This window comes from Hydrococcus rivularis NIES-593 (assembly GCF_001904635.1).
Classification (GTDB): domain Bacteria; phylum Cyanobacteriota; class Cyanobacteriia; order Cyanobacteriales; family Microcystaceae; genus Hydrococcus; species Hydrococcus rivularis.
Window position 1 is genome coordinate 1 of record NZ_MRCB01000001.1, and the last position, 18,793, is coordinate 18,793.

21 protein-coding genes and 1 pseudogene are annotated in these 18,793 nt (G+C 39.2%); 6 read left to right on the forward strand and 16 right to left on the reverse strand.

What is annotated here, in order from left to right:
- The first annotated feature begins 21 nt into the window (after window positions 1-21).
- The gene (locus NIES593_RS00005; protein WP_217651757.1) at window positions 22-252 is read left to right on the forward strand and encodes a hypothetical protein; all 231 of its coding nucleotides are present in this window, start codon (window positions 22-24) and stop codon (window positions 250-252) included.
- Window positions 253-425: 173 nt separating this feature from the next.
- Window positions 426-2,741: a pentapeptide repeat-containing protein gene (locus NIES593_RS00010; RefSeq protein WP_073597646.1), complete on the forward strand. Its 2,316-nt coding sequence runs from the start codon at window positions 426-428 to the stop codon at window positions 2,739-2,741.
- Window positions 2,742-2,838: 97 nt separating this feature from the next.
- Here NIES593_RS00010 and NIES593_RS23360 read toward each other — a convergent pair whose 3' ends face one another.
- From NIES593_RS23360 to NIES593_RS00055, 10 genes are all read right to left on the reverse strand, one after another.
- A complete protein-coding gene (locus tag NIES593_RS23360) occupies window positions 2,839-2,997 on the reverse strand; it encodes a DUF1273 domain-containing protein (RefSeq protein ID WP_139253593.1) in 159 nt (52 codons plus the stop codon).
- On the reverse strand, window positions 2,994-3,200 hold the full coding sequence (locus NIES593_RS00015; protein ID WP_073597647.1) for an A1S_2505 family phage non-structural protein: 207 nt from the start codon (window positions 3,198-3,200) through the stop codon (window positions 2,994-2,996). The genes NIES593_RS23360 and NIES593_RS00015 overlap by 4 nt, the downstream gene beginning before the upstream one ends.
- Before the next feature lie 259 nt (window positions 3,201-3,459).
- The gene (locus NIES593_RS00025; protein WP_073597649.1) at window positions 3,460-3,828 is read right to left on the reverse strand and encodes a hypothetical protein; all 369 of its coding nucleotides are present in this window, start codon (window positions 3,826-3,828) and stop codon (window positions 3,460-3,462) included.
- A gap of 183 nt (window positions 3,829-4,011) precedes the next feature.
- Window positions 4,012-4,461 (reverse strand): hypothetical protein, encoded by a 450-nt coding sequence (locus NIES593_RS00030; RefSeq protein ID WP_073597650.1) that lies wholly within the window; start codon window positions 4,459-4,461, stop codon window positions 4,012-4,014.
- 427 nt (window positions 4,462-4,888) lie between these two features.
- Window positions 4,889-5,491, reverse strand: a complete 603-nt coding sequence (locus NIES593_RS00035) for a siphovirus Gp157 family protein (RefSeq protein WP_073597651.1) — start codon at window positions 5,489-5,491, stop codon at window positions 4,889-4,891.
- Window positions 5,492-5,587: 96 nt separating this feature from the next.
- Complete coding sequence (locus NIES593_RS23820; protein ID WP_010993844.1) at window positions 5,588-5,755, reverse strand: hypothetical protein; 168 nt, start codon at window positions 5,753-5,755, stop codon at window positions 5,588-5,590.
- A 134-nt stretch (window positions 5,756-5,889) separates the two neighbouring features.
- Window positions 5,890-6,189 carry an HNH endonuclease gene (locus NIES593_RS00040; RefSeq protein WP_071524687.1) on the reverse strand — a complete coding sequence of 100 codons (300 nt, stop codon included), beginning with the start codon at window positions 6,187-6,189 and terminating at the stop codon, window positions 5,890-5,892.
- A gap of 321 nt (window positions 6,190-6,510) precedes the next feature.
- Window positions 6,511-7,050 carry a hypothetical protein gene (locus NIES593_RS00045; RefSeq protein WP_073597652.1) on the reverse strand — a complete coding sequence of 180 codons (540 nt, stop codon included), beginning with the start codon at window positions 7,048-7,050 and terminating at the stop codon, window positions 6,511-6,513.
- Window positions 7,047-7,610, reverse strand: a complete 564-nt coding sequence (locus tag NIES593_RS00050) for a GNAT family N-acetyltransferase (RefSeq protein WP_073597653.1) — start codon at window positions 7,608-7,610, stop codon at window positions 7,047-7,049. The genes NIES593_RS00045 and NIES593_RS00050 overlap by 4 nt, the downstream gene beginning before the upstream one ends.
- Before the next feature lie 70 nt (window positions 7,611-7,680).
- Window positions 7,681-8,238, reverse strand: coding sequence for a hypothetical protein (locus tag NIES593_RS00055; RefSeq protein ID WP_017307667.1), 558 nt, complete (start codon window positions 8,236-8,238; stop codon window positions 7,681-7,683).
- Between NIES593_RS00055 and NIES593_RS23825 the strand changes: the two genes are divergently transcribed.
- Window positions 8,136-8,501, forward strand: coding sequence for a hypothetical protein (locus NIES593_RS23825; protein ID WP_175560995.1), 366 nt, complete (start codon window positions 8,136-8,138; stop codon window positions 8,499-8,501). The two genes, NIES593_RS00055 and NIES593_RS23825, sit on opposite strands and share 103 nt — an antisense overlap.
- A gap of 54 nt (window positions 8,502-8,555) precedes the next feature.
- Here the strand turns inward: NIES593_RS23825 and NIES593_RS00060 are convergent, their stop codons facing one another.
- The 5 genes from NIES593_RS00060 to NIES593_RS00080 form a co-directional block, all read right to left on the reverse strand.
- Window positions 8,556-9,626 (reverse strand): tyrosine-type recombinase/integrase, encoded by a 1,071-nt coding sequence (locus NIES593_RS00060; protein WP_073597654.1) that lies wholly within the window; start codon window positions 9,624-9,626, stop codon window positions 8,556-8,558.
- Window positions 9,627-9,830: 204 nt separating this feature from the next.
- Window positions 9,831-11,168 (reverse strand): TnsD family Tn7-like transposition protein, encoded by a 1,338-nt coding sequence (locus NIES593_RS00065; protein WP_073597655.1) that lies wholly within the window; start codon window positions 11,166-11,168, stop codon window positions 9,831-9,833.
- A gap of 3 nt (window positions 11,169-11,171) precedes the next feature.
- Entirely contained in the window at window positions 11,172-12,848 is a 1,677-nt protein-coding gene (locus NIES593_RS00070; protein ID WP_073597656.1) for an ATP-binding protein, read from the reverse strand.
- Window positions 12,832-15,060, reverse strand: a complete 2,229-nt coding sequence (locus tag NIES593_RS00075) for a Mu transposase C-terminal domain-containing protein (protein ID WP_073597657.1) — start codon at window positions 15,058-15,060, stop codon at window positions 12,832-12,834. Before NIES593_RS00075 ends, NIES593_RS00070 begins: the two co-directional genes overlap by 17 nt.
- 21 nt (window positions 15,061-15,081) lie before the next feature.
- Window positions 15,082-15,939, reverse strand: a complete 858-nt coding sequence (locus NIES593_RS00080) for a TnsA endonuclease C-terminal domain-containing protein (RefSeq protein ID WP_217651759.1) — start codon at window positions 15,937-15,939, stop codon at window positions 15,082-15,084.
- A 357-nt stretch (window positions 15,940-16,296) separates the two neighbouring features.
- Here NIES593_RS00080 and NIES593_RS23365 point away from each other — a divergent pair, with 357 nt between their 5' ends.
- Window positions 16,297-16,485, forward strand: coding sequence for a hypothetical protein (locus NIES593_RS23365; protein ID WP_139253594.1), 189 nt, complete (start codon window positions 16,297-16,299; stop codon window positions 16,483-16,485).
- A 108-nt stretch (window positions 16,486-16,593) separates the two neighbouring features.
- On the opposite strand, the gene NIES593_RS00085 is transcribed toward NIES593_RS23365, so the two are convergent.
- Window positions 16,594-17,799 carry an AIPR family protein gene (locus NIES593_RS00085; protein ID WP_026081550.1) on the reverse strand — a complete coding sequence of 402 codons (1,206 nt, stop codon included), beginning with the start codon at window positions 17,797-17,799 and terminating at the stop codon, window positions 16,594-16,596.
- Window positions 17,800-17,885: 86 nt separating this feature from the next.
- Here NIES593_RS00085 and NIES593_RS00090 point away from each other — a divergent pair, with 86 nt between their 5' ends.
- Both NIES593_RS00090 and NIES593_RS25405 read left to right on the forward strand, forming a co-directional pair.
- The gene (locus NIES593_RS00090) at window positions 17,886-18,125 is read left to right on the forward strand and encodes a hypothetical protein (RefSeq protein ID WP_073597659.1); all 240 of its coding nucleotides are present in this window, start codon (window positions 17,886-17,888) and stop codon (window positions 18,123-18,125) included.
- 148 nt (window positions 18,126-18,273) lie between these two features.
- Window positions 18,274-18,576: pseudogene (locus tag NIES593_RS25405) on the forward strand (HNH endonuclease); the annotation flags it as partial.
- Window positions 18,577-18,793 lie beyond the last annotated feature (217 nt).

Below are 18,793 nucleotides of genomic sequence, written 5' to 3' on the forward strand. Positions count from 1 at the left end.
ACGTCCGGATCTAACTGAGAGGTGCGGGGAATAATATCCCTCATCGACTCAACCCAAGTCTCATCTCAACCAGAACGCTGCGCTCGATTTATTGCTGGTGCGATCGCCCAACTGACAGATAATAATACTTATCGCCATCAGCTACTTCATGTAGAGAAAGTTACTCCTATGCGTCAGTGGTCTGCGCGTCAAGCTTCCAGACTAAAGAAAAGTGATTACCGTCAAGGCTATCTTGGTCAGAGAAGAAACTAAGGAGGTGAAAAAATTGCAACCTCCCCGTGGTCGATTACGCTCTCGATGTGTGACAAGGGTTTTGGCATAACCCTGGCTAAATGAACGTTTTTAAGTAAAAATTCGCATTTTTGCACGAAATATTTCATAATCTAAGTGTATATGAATATCAATCTTCATTTACATATAAAATTATGCCTGACGACATTTCCCACGAACAAAATCTCAGCAGTAAGTCGTTTAAGAGTAAAAACCTGAGTGGTAAATCGTTTGAGGGTAAAGACCTGACACGTAGTGACTTTAGGGGGGCGAATATACGAGGTGCTAATTTTACTAATGCAAAACTTGTAGAGGCTAATTTTAGTAGTGCGGATATACGAGGTGCTAATTTTACTAATGCAATTTTTATAGATATAAAGGTCAATTTTAGTAGTGAAGATGTACAAGGGGCTAATTTTAGTAGCGCAAAAGCTGGGTTGCAGAAACGATGGATTGCTTTTCTACTTGTTGCTTCATTTCTACTATCTGCGATCTCAGCATATTTTCCCGCTGCGATTGGATTACTTGCAACTACTATGAGATTAGACTTGCCTAATCTACTTTTAGGCGTAGTGATTTTATTTTTTCTAATTATTTTCCGTAGAACTATAATCCACAAAGGATTAAATTTAGCCGAAAACTTCGCCCAAGTCTTTGCCATAAGCTTCGGCTTCGGTTTCTTAGTACTTATCGCTAGTGGAGACTTTGCGAATGCCATCCCCACTGCATTCGCACTCGGTGTCACCTTTGTCGTAGTCTTCGCCGCAGCCGTAGCCGTTACCTTTGCTGGAGCATTCGCCATAGCAATAGCTACAGCAACAGCCAGAGTCTTCGTCGAAGTTGTTACTTTCGCCGGAGCCGGAGCCGGAGCCGGAGCAGCAATCTATACTGTCTATGTCAATGCAAATTATCTCTTTGATGGACTCAGCGACTTTGATAGCGGCGCACTCGCCTATACCAATGCAGTTGGAAGTTTTTTAGGATCTGGATTTTTTGCTTTATTAAGCTCTTACATCGCAAGTCAATCATTTAAGGGGGACGAAAAATATACTGTAATTCGGAAAGCTGCAATGAAAATTGCAGCTATTGGCGGTACAAAGTTTTATAACGCCAATTTAACTAAAGCTAATTTTCAAAACGCTACCTTAAAAAGTACAGATTTCCGAGAAGCCAATTTAACCCGCACTTGCTTTTACAAAGCTAAAGAACTAGACAGTATTCTTCCTGGCGCAACCTATCTTAAAAATCCAGAATTACTTCAACTATTAATAACGCCTAAAGATTCAGTGCCTAAAGATTCAGTAAAAAAAAATTTTAATAATCAAGTTTTACAAGGAGTTAATTTAGATGGATATGATTTAACTGGTTATCAATTTATAGGTACAAACTTCTATCAATCATCTCTTAAAGAAGCAAATTTAAAACAAGCTATTCTTGTACGTACACAATTTGAGAGTGCTGATTTAACTGGAGCTAAACTAACCGAAGCTTGTATTGAAGGCTGGCTGGTGACTAAGACAACTAAACTTGAGGATATTGAATGTGATTCGATATTCATGAAGTTATCTGAAAACGGTAGCAAAATTGACCAAATGCCACCAAGAGGAAAATTTAAACCTGGAGAATTCAAAAACTTTATTAAAACTATCTTAGACACTATCGAGCTTTACAATGACTTTGATATGAACCCAAAAGTTGCTCTTCAGGTTATTGAAAGTCTATCCAAAAATTACAGTACTCAGCTTGAAATAGTAGGAATAAGAAGAACAGAATATGGAATAAATTTAATAGTTAAATCTTCGCGCTCTATTGATGAACAACAACTAAAAGATGAATATCATTACGAGTACAATCAAACACTCAGCTTAGATTTAGCAGATCCTCAAAAAATATTACCTGATAATACAGAAATTTTAGAAATAGTTACAAATATGGTAGAAGAAGCAAAAAATCGTCCAACTACGTATGTTAAATATAATAGTGGCATTGTTGCAGGAATTTATAATAACCAAGGAGATACTATGTCAGACAAAAGTAATCCAATCCATTTTGGTAATGTTGGAGGTGATGTCACTGGTGTTGCAGGTGGTGATATTAGTGGTGTAGCAGGTAAAGATATAACTGGTACAGCTGGTGGTGACATCAGTGGCACTGTTACTACTACTATTGCTCAGCTTGAGAAGTCTGATACGCCAGAAGCACCAAAACTAGCAGAACTGCTAAAGCAATTGCAAGAAGCAATCGAGTCGGATACTAATTTGAGCGATGATGATAAAGTTACTGCGCTAGAGCAGGTAAAAGCCATAGCAGAATCAGGTCAAAAGCCAAAAGAAGGAGCAATGCAAAAGGTGGCGAAAAATGCTCTTACGATGTTGAGAGGAACGATAGCCATATTACCTAGTACAGCCAGTTTATTTGAAGCTTGTAATAAACTATTGCCATTAATTTCAAAATTACTAGGTTTAGGCTAGCTATCTGTCAAGGTAGTTTTAGTATTTGTATGGCAATGAAGAAAGTTTTGCTTGTTAGGAGATAGCTAGTTTCCAAAACTTTCGCCAGATATGTAGCTTATGCTAAGACAACAGCGGGGATTTCTATGGAATATTTCTCCTTCAGCCCTAAGACGATCTCGGCTGCTGCGGTATCAACTCCCAATGCCATACCTGAATAGAACTGAATGCGTTTGTAACCCCACTCAAGGGCGCGATCGCAAGTACGAACAATCATAGCTTCAAGTCGGTTACGATCGCCCAGGATTGTCCTTGTCGTCCTTGGGGATTACCGTATTCTGCATTGCAGTACTGTCGCGCAAATAAAGCACTTCCAGCACCATGTCTTCCTTGTGTGTTGCTGCCAAATACAAAAATCTGGTTTTCTGCTAGTTTGATAACTCTATCAGGAATAATTTTGTAGGGATGATTATTTGACATTTGGTTCTTTTACCCAAAAGAAAAGATTGGGATATCTGTGATTAAATTTTTTTACTTCTGCTTGAGCAGCAGTTAGGTTATCCCATAATTCCATCTCTCCATAATCACCTCTTATCATTGCTTCTTGTCTAGAATTTGGATGATTAAAAATTAGGGGTGATGCGTCTTTACTAGAATTTTTTATTCGCCAACAAATACAATACTTGTCCATTTTATATAAACTGATAATAAAAGTAATTACTATCAGTTTCTATTTTTATTATGCTGACTGTTTCATCTTGTTTAGAGCTATTAACATTTCTTCTCGATTGAGATGTCGTTTCTTGCCAGTTTTAGATACTTGAATAGCATAACTCCATTTTATTCCAGCTTCTGAGCATCTTTTCCTTAACTGTTCAACAGTGATATGTTTGTTTGTAGATCCTTGATTTTTGTTAGATATCCGCAGTTTGGATTTATCAGTTAAATTTTCGATTTTACTTACAGTGGGTTTTATGGATGTAGTGCAATTGCAGTGCTTTTCAAAAGCGACAGATATCTCTAGCAAGAATTGGAAAATGAAGAGAGTAGAAAATCCGTAAATAAGAATGTAGAGAAGCCCTGTTAGCATATACTGTGCTAATTCCATTGTTTTAACTCCTGTTGATATAACTAGTAACTGGCTATTTAATGAAGCGGTATGCCAGCTTTCTATTTATATCAAAGCGTGAGCTTGTGTAAATTTACTCTGAATAAAAGAATCGATAATAAATTAATGGTGTAACAGTGATGAAATATTTTGGACTTGGTTTACTTCGATAAAGATGTCACCCTACATATATTTAACAACTGTTCTAATATTATCAACTAACTGTAGTATCATATTCCAAATAGCTTTCCAGCCAAGTATTATTCCCCAACATCCGCTAATAAATAGACCAAGCACTGATTTAAGGAAAATAACCGCCCTGTAATTTATTTCGACATTTGATTCGGCTCTGGCATAGATAAAACCATCCCCAATTTGATTTTTCAAATTCCTCATTTTTTGTTCTTCTTCTCTAATCCTTCTTTCTTCTTGCACTTTCCAGCCCCAAGGGATAAATCCCAAAATAATCGAAATGGGAAGGTAGAATGGCCAGTTATATATGTAGCCAAGGGAAGCATAGATGATGAAAAAGGTTAGCCCCAAACCAGTACGCCAAACTAAACACCAAATAATAAACAAACTGTTGATAATAGCGTTACGGATAACTATACTTCGATTTTGATGATATGACATTTGAAGATATCTCCCGATAGCTAATATTTAATTTTTATTTATGATGATTGCATACCTGAAGATTAAACTTAAAGCTAGTTTCAATTATCATCTTGATAATTGAAAATTAGAAAATACATAATCAATTGCAATTACTTATTGAACTACACCAAAGAACGTTAAATTTACCAGCCTATCGTAACAATGTTTGTACCTAGTCTGGTATAGTTACTGCTGCTAAAGTTGATATTTACTGTTTTACCGATTATATCTTCACTGATTTTAAATATAAGCAAAGTTTTGATGATCTTTTTAATAAATTTAAAATTGAGGTATATTTTTTAAAAAAATAAAAATGATTAAGATTTGACTCTTAACCATTTGATGATATATTTGTAAAATGATGGGATATACCTGTGTTTGATTTATATGGTTGAGGCGTATGCCATTAGTTGTGGTTTTTCTTGTTGCGCCCCTTAGTAGCTGATTGCACCTTAAACCGTACCTGTTTCCCAATAGTTATCTCAGCAACATCGCTAATATCTTTACCAGATTTATAGGCTTCAAGAATTGCCTTATTATTAGCTTGGTACTTAATAACCCTAAATTCATCTGGAAAATCTTGATCGTCTACCTCTACTAGTAAGTTAGCGACTTTGGGTGGGTTATCCCTGATTTCAATTACCCTTTCCTTACCAATATTTTTGTCACTGATTAATCCAATCTCGTGCAGATGGATCAGGGTACGCTTGATTTGTTCAAGTTGAGTTTTACGACGTGAAATTACCCGGTCGTGGAGTTCGGCTACTCGCACTTTTCTTTCTTCCCAGGTTTCAAGATCAAGATTTAACTGGTCAACTACCCAGGCGATCGCATCAATTTTGGTTTCGATACCATCTTGAACACCCATAAGTTCTTGTACGAGTTGTTCTACTTTACCTTCTTCGCCTAACTCGCTTGCTTCTTCTATCTGTGACCAGAGTTTAGCAGCATCTAAGCTTAACTCTTTTAGCGTGAGTTGATTGATTTCGCGTTCAATTGCTTGAGCCATAATTTACTTTTTGATATGAAAAGCCAGTAGCAGTTACCTATTTACCTGCTACTGCTTGTTGACTAGGAAGAGTTGATGCTTGAAGGGAGATTGAATCTAGTACCCGTACCGCAAGTGATAGTAATCTGACTTTTCTTGTGCTAATTCTGCTTCGTAGTCGTAGTAATCTGCCTCGCTTATTAAGGTGCTTATTTGTTGAATTTGCTGGGCAGAGGTTACTAATTTTTTGTTAGCTTTTAGATTAGAATTAGTAGTAGTTTTCATGTCGATACAACTTCAATTTTTCAATGAAGTTATTGCGTCAGCAAATGTTGCGATCTTGACTTAGAAAGATAATATTTATTTTTTACCTTTCTCATAACTATCTACTACTGATTTGTCTTTAACCACTGGCTTTTCTACCACAAAGATAGTTGTCCTGGTGATATGTTTCCCCGTCGTCGCGTATGGAACAGCAGATGACAAGCCGTGCATAAAGCCGCGAGATTCTCGACTCGATTATCTTCGGGCAGATAATTCCAGTGGTGAACTACTAAAGTTTTAATACTGCGTTCTCTACGATTTAACCCATCTCTTTTATCAGTTGGGCGTAAGCATTGTATACCACAGCGCGTGCATTTCCAGTCGGATTTTGATTTGACCTCAAGTGCGATAGTATCCCAGTTTGAAGAATAGCGACTGCGGGTTTTGCTAGTCATTAATCAGTCCTTTTGGGTTACACAAAAATAATTTTGATTATATCGTTAATGTTTATCATAATATACTTAATTTTTATATATTCAGTTTGCTTTATAAATTTATTTGCGTAGTTAAAGAACTCTTAACTTCTAAAAAAGGATATATATGCACTGATTATTGTAATTGAATAACGCAGGTTACGCCAAACATAAAATATAAATCTTTGATATTGGTATGGATTTCTAGCGGAGTAAGCTAATGATTGACGCAGAGGATCTACTACTCTTGCGGTTGCTCCTTTGATGAATTTGATGCAATATTGTTGTTTTTACATTGAGTATTTAAGCAGAAAGTTTTTCGGAAAAATTCACCTGCGACATAACTTGTGCGCGTATTGAATTAGCAGCCGTCTCTGCAATTTCTGCCCTATCAGAATCAGTAATAAGTACTGCAAGTAGTGATTTGAGAGCTTCGCGGTTAGATATAAACTCTTCACCGTATAAATCATCTTGTAGCAATGTTGCTTCTAAGTAAAGTAATAGCTCAGGCGCAGGAGATAACAACCGTTCTTTAATGCGTCTCCTTGCAGTCTCTGTTGCCGCTTTTGTACCTACACCTAAATCCCATGTTTCAATTATTAGCCTGATTTCACGGTTAAGTGATACACGCAGCGTTGATAGGCGACCAAATAAAGGAAGGTTAAGCATTAAAGGTGGTAGTGCATTACCCCAATCCAAACCAGCACCAACAGTGCAATTGGCTTCATCTTCGATACGAACAGCTTCATCGAGCCATCCTTCACCAAAAAGTAAATCTATAGCTTCTTGGGTTGTTACTGGCTCATTCACCTGAGAATTATTATTTTGCTGTTGATGATTCATAAATTTTCACCTGCTCTCCGTCTCAATACACCATACTCAAAGTAAACCAAATTATCGTATTCTTCTTCAGACCCGCAGTTAAACATATTTTGTTTTTCATAAAATCCTACAGACCTTGGTAAAGAATGCAACCCAACTCTACCTTCATACCCAAGCTCAACACTTCTAATTCTGGCGAAATTTAAAAGTGCTTGACCAACACCTTTGAATTGAGGCGGATGCTGAATTTCAATTCGGTTAGTGGGGGCAGTTGCAATACCATCAACATAAACTAGTCTCTTACCAATATTCAACCGGGAACCGTGCATTTGTGTTTCTACTATCATTAATCCTTGAGTTGTGTTTTCGCACTCAACTGCATAACCTTCAAGATTTGCTTGATTAGCAATATATCTTAATTTAAATATCCAGTCCCAGTATTTATCTTCTTGAGTAAATAACCTTAATTTTTCGACCCAATCATTGACATAATTATCAACGTGTCTTTGTCCTAAATCTACCAAATATGCTTCAACAGATGTGTTATCAACGCCTCTTTTTAATTCGATTTTTCGCTGCACCTCAAGCTCCTAGTTATTAACTTATTCTTAAAGCTATCGTGTCACTACAAGAGAAATGTGAATGCCTGTTTCACCTGAGCGGATGATACAGTTCGTCAAGAGCATTCCATTCCCAACCCACGCTCATTGGGTCGCGGTTACGTGACCAACTCAAAAATTCTTTGGCGCTCTTGTTTTCTCTTTCTGCAATCAGGCTTTGGGGACTAACACCGAGTCTTGGAGCAAGACTTTCGTTTGTCCTGGGCTGTAGTTCAACTTGTGTTTGTTGGTACGACGGGTACGCTTGTCTTCGCCCTTTGCTGTTGCTCAATCTCCCAGAGGCGATTGCTCGTTCGATTAGCTCCAGCTTTTTGGTGATGGCTTCAAGTTTTGTTTCCACCGAGGAGCCTTGACTGGCAAGATGGGATTCCAGTTTCAACAGCTGCTTCTCTAGCTGTTTAACTGATTTACTGCCTGCTGTCAGATCGATATCATTTTTGCTATCAAATTCTCCTAGTAATTCCTCTAAAGCTTGCAGCAAGGCAATTGTATGTCCTTGTCGATGTAGTTTGGATAGTCGCCGAACCACCCCAATTAGTGGAACGGGTACGCGGATCATCTCGCTGGGTGGGGACTTTTGCTCAGGCATTTGATATCATTTTTGATATCGACGTATTGATTTTACAAGGTTTGGCAGAAGGGTGGAATTTACTGAGTATTAATTGTGTTCATTTTTGTCATAATTGTCATATATCAACACAATTTGTGACGGGAGCGATGGACTATGCTCCAGGCGATCGCCTACAGCAGGCACAAAAGAAAGGATACGAAAAGCCACTCTACACCTCCACACTATTGCTATGCTTGCTCAACAGAGAAAGTCGGGAGTATGATCTGAGGAGACAGCAATAATTCTAAGAGATAGTATCAAAGCGTGAGATTCTCCCCAAACTTGCTTTAGTACTATTATTGGCGATATCGTTTGAGGTTAAGAGAGCTAGCCTCATCTTCACCCGCGTGTAGATAATTGTCTATCGTAATTTTCCCAGATGAATGTCCCAGAGTTTTGGTGATGACGTGAATAGGCGTGTTTTTCGCAGCATGGGTGGCGTGGCTGTGTCGCAACCAGTGTGGGGAGGGGATGCGACTTAACCCTGCTACTTCGGCAATGGATTTGATGATGCGGCGGATGTGGCGATCGCCGATGGGTTCACCCGTTTTCTGGCTTGTGAAAAGCGGCTCGGTTTTGTCTTTAGTATGTTGTCGATTAGCCAAAAGGTATTGGTAAAGTTCTATTGGTATGGGAACATCGCGCTCCTTGTCTCCTTTGCCTACCACTTTGATGTAAGGTAGCCCAGACTGATTTGAATGCATGGTAGCCCAGGTTAAACCACTCTCACCTACCCGAATAGCACCGTAGTAAAAAAGCTCCAGAATTAGTTGGTTGCGTTGCGCTTGTATCTTTTTGTGAGGAGTGGGGGCTTGTTCTACAACTTGTGCAGCTGCGTCGAATAGCATTTCAATCTCAGTTTCAGTCAGGGTGCGCTCCTTAATCTTTTTGCGCTCCGGAGGTACTTTCAACAACATTGTAGGATTTGCCCGCAAGTAGCCTACATCGCAAGCGTAGCGCAGAAAGCTTTTAAGGGAAGCAAGGCGACGGCGAACGGAAGCACGCGCAATTTCCCCTGTTTTCTCTTTTTTAAGTAGGTGGGCTTTGTAATTGTCCACATCTTCTTTGGTGGTGGTGTGCAGGTTTAAATTATCTAAGTCTGGATAGTCAATGCCCAGTCGCCACTGAACAAAGTGCATCACGTCATTTCGGTATGCCCGTACAGTTTGCTCTGACTCCCTACTGGTGAGCCAACTAGAAAACAGTTCGCTGGTAGTTTCCGCCCCAGTGATTTTGGGTGTGCCAGTTGCCTGTACCACCGCTTCGACTGTTGCTTTAATCACCGCTAGTTGTTCCGGTGATAACTGAGCGATCGCAACCCCTAATTCTTCTGTATCTACACCTGCGTCTGTACGTGATAACGTCATCACACAGCCTCAAAATAATACGCTGTAGAGGAATAATAAAGTTCAACAATTTCAAGAGCTACAACCCTTAATTTTTGGTTATCCATCACAGATACCAGAAAAATAAAGTTGAACAATAACTGTCCTCAGTTGAGTTCAGTTTAGCAATGTAGAAGAGCGCGGGTCGATTTTTTGAATAAAAAAGTTCAACAATATAGGGTCTGATTAACCGGAGTCTTTTTCTACACTATCATTCAAAGACTTCCACAAAGCTTCTAGCTTACGCAACATAGTCGTTGGACTCTTGCTATAATTAAAACTAAGGTTGTACGCAGCTTGCTGAAAATTTCGTCTATCAACAACATTTAATTCCAAATACTTTTGTTCCCATAATTGACCAAACGTCACGATTCTTTCAAATCGAAACTTATCAACTTTAGTCAAATTCACGCCAATCTTACTATATTGAAAACCGCAATCACACTCAAAAGTGCCTATAGGATTTTTTATATAAGAATAGGTCGAATTTAGATCATTGCTTAAAAGCATGACTAACTTCGTAACTACAGAATGGAGATAGTGTTCGCAAGCAGGATTTAGACAAAGCCAAGGCCCCTTACCAAAAGGTTTATATTTAGATTTACGAGCAAAAAATGTTGAAGGCGAATTCCTCAAAAATCTAATCATTAGCAGATGCATTACCGGGTCAAAAACCTCCAAATGTAATCGAAAAATTTTAAATAAATTTATGTTATTATTACTGACATTTATACCAAGAGCCTCAAGAAATTCACTTCCATAAAAAGACAAAAATTTCTGTCGTAAACCTTGCTCATATACCTGACGGTCTAGAGTCGCTAAATTTCTCTTAATCAATAAAACTATATATTGGATATGAAACCAATCTAATTCCTTAGAAGGAAGCGATTTGAAGTCACAGGTCATTAACCACTCAATATCAGATGCAATTAGGCGTAACCACTCTTTAGTGGATTCACTGTAATTTTTAGTTACATTCGATATAGGACAGTTTTCCAAACTAGCAATACCAACTTGATACCACTTATTATTCCAGATAGGTACAATACTATCGTTTAAGACAACATCATGAATTGTGCAGACAAGAACACCAGGTGTTTGGTGAAGTCGATGCCAATATGCCTCGCCAAATGTATGCAAGTTTTCAAAAAGGCATTTTGGACAAAACCTAAAATATTTTGGCAGATAAACCGAGCTTGCTATTCCTCTATAAATATATGTCCCCAACTCTCCTTTCATGTAACCCAGAATAGCTGATTTGCTGTCAGGCATAAAGACTGCATACATGGGGTACAGTGTATGTTTTTGGATTAGACTTTCTACCGTATGTTGAGAAAGCAACGGAAGATTTTTAATTAAATAGGTTAAGTTATAGGGTAAGTCCGGCCTAACTATAGTATTCCGGGAATTGAACAATTCTTGCAACGTTTCATCAGGCTTTATATTACCACTTCTGGCATGATAACGTGCAAACACGCTATATAAAATCTCATCTGGGTAAGGCGTAGGGAAAAAACTGAGCATATACTACTCACCAATAAAAAAGTCTTTGAGTGGATCTTTAATAATCCCCAAAGCTTTCAAATCTTCACAAGCTGGAGTTTGATTTTTCTTCGCATTTTCAACAATAACTCGGATATCATTCTCCTGATACTTCGGTTGAAGTTTTATTTTTCGTTCTTGATGCTGAACTAGCTCTGCTGAAATATTACCGCATTGCAAAGCTAGTTTATAAGCCTCTTTAATTAGCACTTTTTTATCTGCATCTTCTCTATGAGAAGCAACAACTTTTTCGGCACAACTCTTGGCCGTAGCAGGTGGAACATCTAAATTAATCAGTTCAATAATTACATGACGTAGCGTTGCTGATATGTGACCCATCCTCTGTGATGAGCGTGCTAATCTTCTCACTTCTTCTAAATCTGTTTCTTCAAGAGAATCCAAGCACTTATTGCGGTATAGATTTGTGTCCAATGGAGCAATATCTTTGTATTTCATCATCCATTTTTCATCCCCAGACCTAATAGCATCTAACATTGGTTTAACTAGATGCAGACCGTCAGCAGCACAAGCGTGAATCAAGTCAACAGTGATTACTTCGCTCCCTAAAGCAATAGCTCTCCATTGCACCATTTTATAGAGTTTAATGACGATATCAATAATTCCTTGGCTTTCATAATATAGAGCCGAGGTAATATTTGCAGTTAACGGTATATATTGTTTTGTCCACTGAAACTCCCACATTCCTTCGATAAAAAAGTTCCATTCCCGATTGTTTTCCATCCTGTCCCAAATTACTCCCCCTTCTCCCACACCTCTTCTCGCATTTCTAAAATTACCTTGAAGAATTGGGAAAGCCTCATTTGTACCAACGCGAATTACTGGGACTCCAATAATATTGTCCATTTTCACCAAAAAATTCAACATTTCGGAGCTATTTCTTCTGGCTGCTACTAAATTTTGCATTTCATCGATAACTAAAACTCCTAAATGTTGAGTGTGGGCAATTTGGGCAACTTGAGCCAGCATATAATCCTCAGAGTTGCGTTTTACCCCAAATTTTTGGAAGTTATTAGTGCCGAGTAATTTGTCAACGGCTCTGAAGAAGTCGATACACAAACCCTTCAAAGAACCGGCATGGGGACAGTCTACTTTCAACCAAACAATTTGGTAAACACTATGAGCTGGATGGACAATCACCTGGGGATATAAAGAGAGGATATTTAGGAGATTGGTTGTCTTGCCTATTCCTGACGGCCCAATGATTGTCAACCCAGATGCCGAGGTGGGAACATCTACATACTCCTCTAAGTTAAAACCTCCTCCAGAAAGCACCGCCTGATAAATTTGACCGCTACGCAGTGCATATTCTGGTTGCAAAGGATTTCGCCTCAGATAACCTTGCATAATTAATACGCAAACTACCTGTTGTAAATCAACGGTTTTATTCAATGGGTCAAAATATCTCGATAGTCGCTCAATACAGTGAAATCTGTACTGAGGCTCTAGTTCTCTTTCTGAAGATTTGCACGTCGGAAGTCGTGTCACATACTCAACAAATTTCTCTCTAGAAAAGATAGGAGGAAGAGAGCGAATTATTGGATTTGTATTATATTCAGACAACTTGTGGTCTCTGTATTTAGCAACAGCAGCCCATTCCCCGTTGGGAATTTTAACCCATTCCCACTCATTCTCTATGTTCATTAAAATGCTCCTGGCGCTTCTTTCTCAGAAGCTCCAAATGGTCAGGCTGTAATGATTTATTTTCTTTAGAGTCCGAATTTTTGCTCGGCATAACTGTCTCAGGAATAGGAGTTTCTGTCTTAGCTAACTCGAACCCCTCATAGTCGCGCCGTTTAGCCTTCTCTGAAGCTCTATTTCCCCTAATCCCAGCAACTTTTTGGTTATCACTTACCCTATTATCAACAGTTACAGAGGCTAAATCATTAGCTCTGTTGACAACATTTTCAATGTCAGCTATTAAGTCAACACAAGCTTGAAGTTCATTGCCTTGACTTTTCTGATAAAGCCACTCTTCATAAGCGAGTAAATATTCAATATCATGTATATTTTTCTGAGAATAACGCTCTTCTGGATCTAAAAGAAAGCACTTCTCAAAATCTCTACCATCAGGAGAGCGGACATAGATAAAATTGGGTTTACGATAGTCGTAAGAAATATCTAATAATTTATCTGATTTGGAGAGCAAATTACTTCTAGCTTTTTCAAACCAGAATTCTTTCAATGCCTTTTCACAACTGTAATACATTCCCTTAAATTTGATGCCACGAGCAGTGATGGTCGCTTTATTACTTGGCATCAAATTTAGCTTGATGATATCTTCAGGAAAAGTCCTGAGTCTACCAGAACGATTTTCTATCCCCCACTTCCATAATTCTATGGGTATGGGATTTACATTATCAGTAATCATCATTTCTTCCCTATCATAACTGGCCAGGTAATGATGATTATTGTGATAGCGAATTAAGTGGATAATAATTTCAGTAAACTGCTCTATGTCAACTCTGCTATCAAGACGATAGTCTCGCCCCCCTCTTTGTCTAAAATCTGTGTCTATATAACCGGGTAAAAATGGTTTGACATGACCATGAATTGTACGGAAGTACCTCTCTACTAAACCCTTCCAATCAGCACGGTAAGGTGCAGCATTTTCAATTCGGACATTGAGATTTGGGATTAATGTCTCTACTGCCATCCCTGCAAGTTCGCCTCGGTCGCCCAAAATTGCATCTGGCAGATGGTGGCAAGGCCATTCCGTAGAGGAAATATTAATGCCATATTCCTGACAAAACTGTATTTTATCTGTGGCTGCATTAGCTAGAGCCATCATTGCTCCTGTCCAAGAAGGCCCCTCTAAACCAACATAAACCCCCACAATCATTCGGCTGAAAACATCAATGATTACATAAATTACTGGTCTGCCAATAATCCAGTTAGAGTTGTACTTGGAAACCAAATATACATCTGCAATTGTGGCATCAATTTGGTATCTAGAACCGGGACCAATGGTTTCCATCTTAGATGTTCCTAGAATTGCTCTATGCTCCAAAGCAAATCTTTTCGCTCCCTTTCGTTCTGTAATGCTTTTTTTGATATCTGATAGTTCGACTTCATACCAATATTTCAATTGAGTGAATGTCGGCCTAAGTTCGGGGGGAATTAATAGGGATTTTTTTACACCATTTTCGTCATAACGAATATCTGATGAATAATATTCCCTAATCATTAATTTATAAGTAGTCCTTAAAGAATTCTGTTTGTCATTGTTGTAAAATTTGGCTATGGAAATTCTAAAAATTTTCAGATCATCGTCTGTTACATTAATCCCTACACCAATTTCTGGTTCGTGGGCATATTTTCTTGGTCTTCCTCGTTTCTTTTCTCCACATTTTTTGGGCTTTCCGAGACCTCCACAATTTGAATAGTCAGGTAAAAGCGCATTTTGATTTTTCCCTCTCTGCCAGAATCTTCTCAAATATTCATAAACTGTTTTTTCGACTAATTTATTTTCACTTCTCCCCTGGTTATATTGTTCAACAACCTGCTTGATAAGCGAACCTCGTGACGAACGATAGTATATGTCCGGTTCTTTTTCAACCAGGGATGAAATTAGTGACCAAGCATTTTCTCTATAATCTTTTTGTATCTTAGTTAAATCTTCATTACTCAAATGCCTTGCCCAAGGGTCTTGTTTAAGCTTCAATGCTTGTTCTGTATGAATTGCAACTCTTATTTCTGAAACTTTTTTCGCTTCGGGAAACCCTTTCTTAGCATTTATGTCAAAAACAAAGGCAATGTTATAACCAGAATCAATCCACAGAACTCTCTCAATCAAGTTGGGAGGGTTTGAGTCTATCCATTCTATGAGGTCGTTGACAAATAAATTATTATTCATTCAATTTTTCCTAATGCCTTATTACTTAATCATAATTTTTTGAATTGTTTGAACTGAAGGGCAGCTAGATATTTTGGTTGATTCCATATCCATTAATATTTCTTTGGTGGCAATCAGATGCTTAAAAAGCATTAGTGATGTCCCAGATTCTATATTCATTTCTCTGTCTAAAGCTGTTGTCACTTTGTTGATAGTGGCACTACTTTTTTGGAGCCGAGACTTTAAAATACTTGAGAGTCCTCGTAGTTCCTCAACTGCCATTTCGGTAGTCGCTTCTAACGAGTAGGAAGAATGAATCCACTCGATATTCAGAGCTAAAAGCCTGGGAATTTCTTTTTCTGTTACAATTCCCCAGTCAATATTTTGGTCAGCATAATAGCGTCTTTCTAACTCAAATTTCTCAGCTACTGATTTTTTTTCCAAATCTGAAGATGGTTTGACTGTTCGAGCAATTTGAACTGACTTACCCGATTTATTGGCTGTTAGCATGAAGTCAGTAGTTAAAACGTAAGGTATACCGCTAACTGGGTCAGTGGGGTATTTCATTCCCATGTCATTAGCGATACTCGTGCATAATTCTAGGTTGAGCAGGGGGAATTGCTCCCTGATATCTACGACAATATCTGACCACTCGAACAGATAAAACAGTCGCCGCTCATGGTCTGATAAGAAATGATGCACTCGATTGGTCTTCCAACCAGGGCTTCTTGCCGATCTGCCCATTGAGGGGAAATCGGAGACAGTGATCCAAGGCTTATACTTCTCTCCACTACCTTGACCGCGACCTTCTTTGATGTAGCGCTCAAACTTGGCTTGAGTCCACTCCTGCCTACCTCTCGCCATAAAGCTTACCTTTCTGGATCTGCCCAGACCATGCACATCCAGAAATTGTAGAACTTTTTTATTTATTGTTGGACTTTATTATTTATTGTTGAACTTTTTTATTCTTCTACATACGCGGGATAAACCCGCTTTAGCCACCCGAAATAAATGTCCGATAACGTTTGTTCCCAGACATTTTTAGTCTCATTCTACTCCCACTTGCTAGTCTACTCACTACTAATGAAAAGGCTTTTGCTAAGTTAATTGAGATGTTAATTTATGTAAACGCACGAGTCGGTTTTCTGATACTCCTTTGTAAGTGCGTTCATCAGGCTAAGTATCAGAGACTACTATTATCATGTCGCATTCTTCCTCAGCAGCCCCACACATATAAACGGGAGCAACTGTTTAGGAGTGCGATCTGCGATCGCTCTTAGCGGGGCTTTGCCCATCGCCCCTTGGGCGGCTCCTTTGGGAGCATCACCTACGGTGGGCGGTTATGCCATTGCACCAATACGTGCAGATAATTCTAGTGAAAGCGCAATTATTAACCTACCTGTCTACACCGTAAAATCCATCTTGTCAAGTCTAATTTGCTATTGAAATCCAGAAATCCTTTTCTAGTAAAGGCTACAGGTTTTAGGGGTAGACGGTAATTGCCAACCCACAGAACCTGTTTTTTGAAAATCCCTAGCGCTGCGATGGCGAATTTTAGCTTGGTGTCAGCGTTAATTCTTCACGCTTAGTGGAGTTAACAATTTTCACCAAATGCTGGTTGAGATAACTTTGGGCCGAAATGTACAGACTTTCCCAAATTTCTTGATTGCGACAAATTTTAGTCCCCACTGTATTTCCTGCTGTTTTCTCCGATATCAAGTATTTACGGTAATAGTTAACCCACAGGTGTTGGAGAAAGTTTTCGGCGAATTCCTCAAAAGGGATAATCCAGTTATAGTCTTTGTCTAGGAATACCCGATAGGATGCAATTATGGGTAGTGCGAGGTCAGTTGGCGCACCAAACCCGAATGAGTATTTGCTGTCAGGGAGAAGGGTATTTTTGCGCGTATCGATTGATGCTAAATCGTTGACACCCTTTCTTCTGGGGTTGCTGATATGTTCTTGGATAATTTCGTACAGTCTTTGCTCTATCCATAGAGCTTTGGGAAGTAGAGGTAGTAGAAGAGTTAATCTTTCCCTCTCAGTGTCTGTGATTTGACTTGGGGTGTTCGTACCTGTAGGGTGCTTGCTGCGTTTATTACCGTCGGGATTGTATCTATTTCTGTCGAGGCAGTTGATCAGCTTGAACAAATGGTTAACATTACACTGAGCATTTCTCGGAGCGCCGCTTTGGTTTTGGTAATAGGCGATTCTAAATTTTCTATCTTCTGCTCTTTCTAACTGGGCTAAATACTGCTTGATAAATTTGTAATCTCCCCTGGCGTTGACTTTGGAGCGAGAATCTACAGGAGAAGTAGTATTTGAGGCGAGAGCTATATCTTTAGCCTCCTCTTCCTGGAGTCCGATGTGGATGGTAACTTTGACTCTGGCTTGGGTTAGGTCATATTTGTAATTTTTAGCTTGCTCAAACGCTAAAACTGTGTGACCTCCGTTGATAATGCCATCGCTACCCCCCTCGCTAGCTTCCAGCACCAGAAGTTCCAGTTCGGTTTTGTTTTTGCTGGGCTTAACTTTATTCGCTGACAGAACTATTCCACTGTGACGCTCGAAGAATTTTTCTGGTTGAGTCGTCACAGAGTCGAAGATTTGCCTGTATGTCGCACTTTTGCGGTTAGGTTCCCTGATGTTGGGTTCTAGGGGTAGGTTTGTGGGGAACGTGTCCACATGGGCGGTGGCGATGATGCAATTGGGGTTTGCATGTAAATAGTTGTCTACTTTAATAATCCAGTTTTTCGGCATGGGTGGTTTCTGCATCTTAGCGATACATTCTCCATTATTCTTCTTGTGGGAAGAAGCGAGCGCTTAAAGATTATATTTTGTAATTTATGTCTAAAATTGTTGCAGTTGACTGGCAACGTCTAAACAACTTGCGGCAGTCCCCATCCGAAGAGCTTAACCCCGCTGCATTTTTGAACGATAGCAGCACGAATCTAGGGGGTCTGATGGTTAAATTGGCACTACCTAACGGAACAACGCCACTTGCTACAACGGGGTTCCCCCCCCCCACAACGCAGCGGCTCATCAATCATCTGAGGGAACGAAAAGAAACGGGTCAAAAGTCTTAGAGAAAGTCGAACTCTAAGTAAGTAAGACGAGATATGTAACTCTTTTGATACGGGTAGGATGCGACGTAATTGTTGCAAGGTATTCAGAAAACACTCACGCATTGCAGAGTATGATTAGGCACAGTAGCTATACTAGTGAATCTTGGATAATGGAGACTTAACCTACTGGAGCCAACGCAACAGTAAGTTATATGATGGTGAAACCTCTAGAGCTTTAAAGAAGCAAAACCATACATGTGGGCATTGTGGGATGAAGTTTACAAGCGAAGAACGAGTACACTTACACCACATTGACGGTAATCATAGCAACTGGAAAACTAAAAATCTTCTAGCAATACACGAGTCCTGTCATGATTACACCCATATGGGCATCAGGGCAACCTAAGAATATCGAAAGCTGGATGCGTATAAATACGCACGTCCGGATTTAACAGAGAGGTGCGGGGCGTAATAGTCCCCATCGACTCTACCATCACAGGTTTTCTGGATTGAGGAGTGAATTTGACGAATAATACAAAGTTTTAAACAGCCCTCTAGGGAACTCCAAAAAATAAATTATCCAATTTCTGGACTTCACTACAACTTTCCCTCCCCCTGCTCCCTTGCCTTCAGAGCGATGGGATATTTTTTTCTTTGGAAATCCCCTATTGTGCAACGCCAATTCTTCG

Excerpts from the sequence above, each read along its gene's own strand:
- NIES593_RS00090 (WP_073597659.1), top strand. The coding sequence starts at position 17,886 with ATGTCTAAAATTGTTGCAGTTGACTGGCAACGTCTAAACAACTTGCGG.
- NIES593_RS00010 (WP_073597646.1), top strand. The coding sequence starts at position 426 with ATGCCTGACGACATTTCCCACGAACAAAATCTCAGCAGTAAGTCGTTT.
- NIES593_RS00025 (WP_073597649.1), bottom strand. The coding sequence starts at position 3,828 with ATGGAATTAGCACAGTATATGCTAACAGGGCTTCTCTACATTCTTATT.
- NIES593_RS00075 (WP_073597657.1), bottom strand. The coding sequence starts at position 15,060 with ATGAATAATAATTTATTTGTCAACGACCTCATAGAATGGATAGACTCA.
- NIES593_RS00070 (WP_073597656.1), bottom strand. The coding sequence starts at position 12,848 with ATGAACATAGAGAATGAGTGGGAATGGGTTAAAATTCCCAACGGGGAA.
- NIES593_RS00055 (WP_017307667.1), bottom strand. The coding sequence starts at position 8,238 with ATGCCTGAGCAAAAGTCCCCACCCAGCGAGATGATCCGCGTACCCGTT.
- NIES593_RS00085 (WP_026081550.1), bottom strand. The coding sequence starts at position 17,799 with ATGCCGAAAAACTGGATTATTAAAGTAGACAACTATTTACATGCAAAC.
- NIES593_RS23820 (WP_010993844.1), bottom strand. The coding sequence starts at position 5,755 with ATGAAAACTACTACTAATTCTAATCTAAAAGCTAACAAAAAATTAGTA.
- NIES593_RS00045 (WP_073597652.1), bottom strand. The coding sequence starts at position 7,050 with ATGAATCATCAACAGCAAAATAATAATTCTCAGGTGAATGAGCCAGTA.
- NIES593_RS00040 (WP_071524687.1), bottom strand. The coding sequence starts at position 6,189 with ATGACTAGCAAAACCCGCAGTCGCTATTCTTCAAACTGGGATACTATC.
- NIES593_RS00060 (WP_073597654.1), bottom strand. The coding sequence starts at position 9,626 with ATGACGTTATCACGTACAGACGCAGGTGTAGATACAGAAGAATTAGGG.
- NIES593_RS23360 (WP_139253593.1), bottom strand. The coding sequence starts at position 2,997 with ATGATTGTTCGTACTTGCGATCGCGCCCTTGAGTGGGGTTACAAACGC.
- NIES593_RS00035 (WP_073597651.1), bottom strand. The coding sequence starts at position 5,491 with ATGGCTCAAGCAATTGAACGCGAAATCAATCAACTCACGCTAAAAGAG.
- NIES593_RS00065 (WP_073597655.1), bottom strand. The coding sequence starts at position 11,168 with ATGCTCAGTTTTTTCCCTACGCCTTACCCAGATGAGATTTTATATAGC.
- NIES593_RS00030 (WP_073597650.1), bottom strand. The coding sequence starts at position 4,461 with ATGTCATATCATCAAAATCGAAGTATAGTTATCCGTAACGCTATTATC.
- NIES593_RS00015 (WP_073597647.1), bottom strand. The coding sequence starts at position 3,200 with ATGTCAAATAATCATCCCTACAAAATTATTCCTGATAGAGTTATCAAA.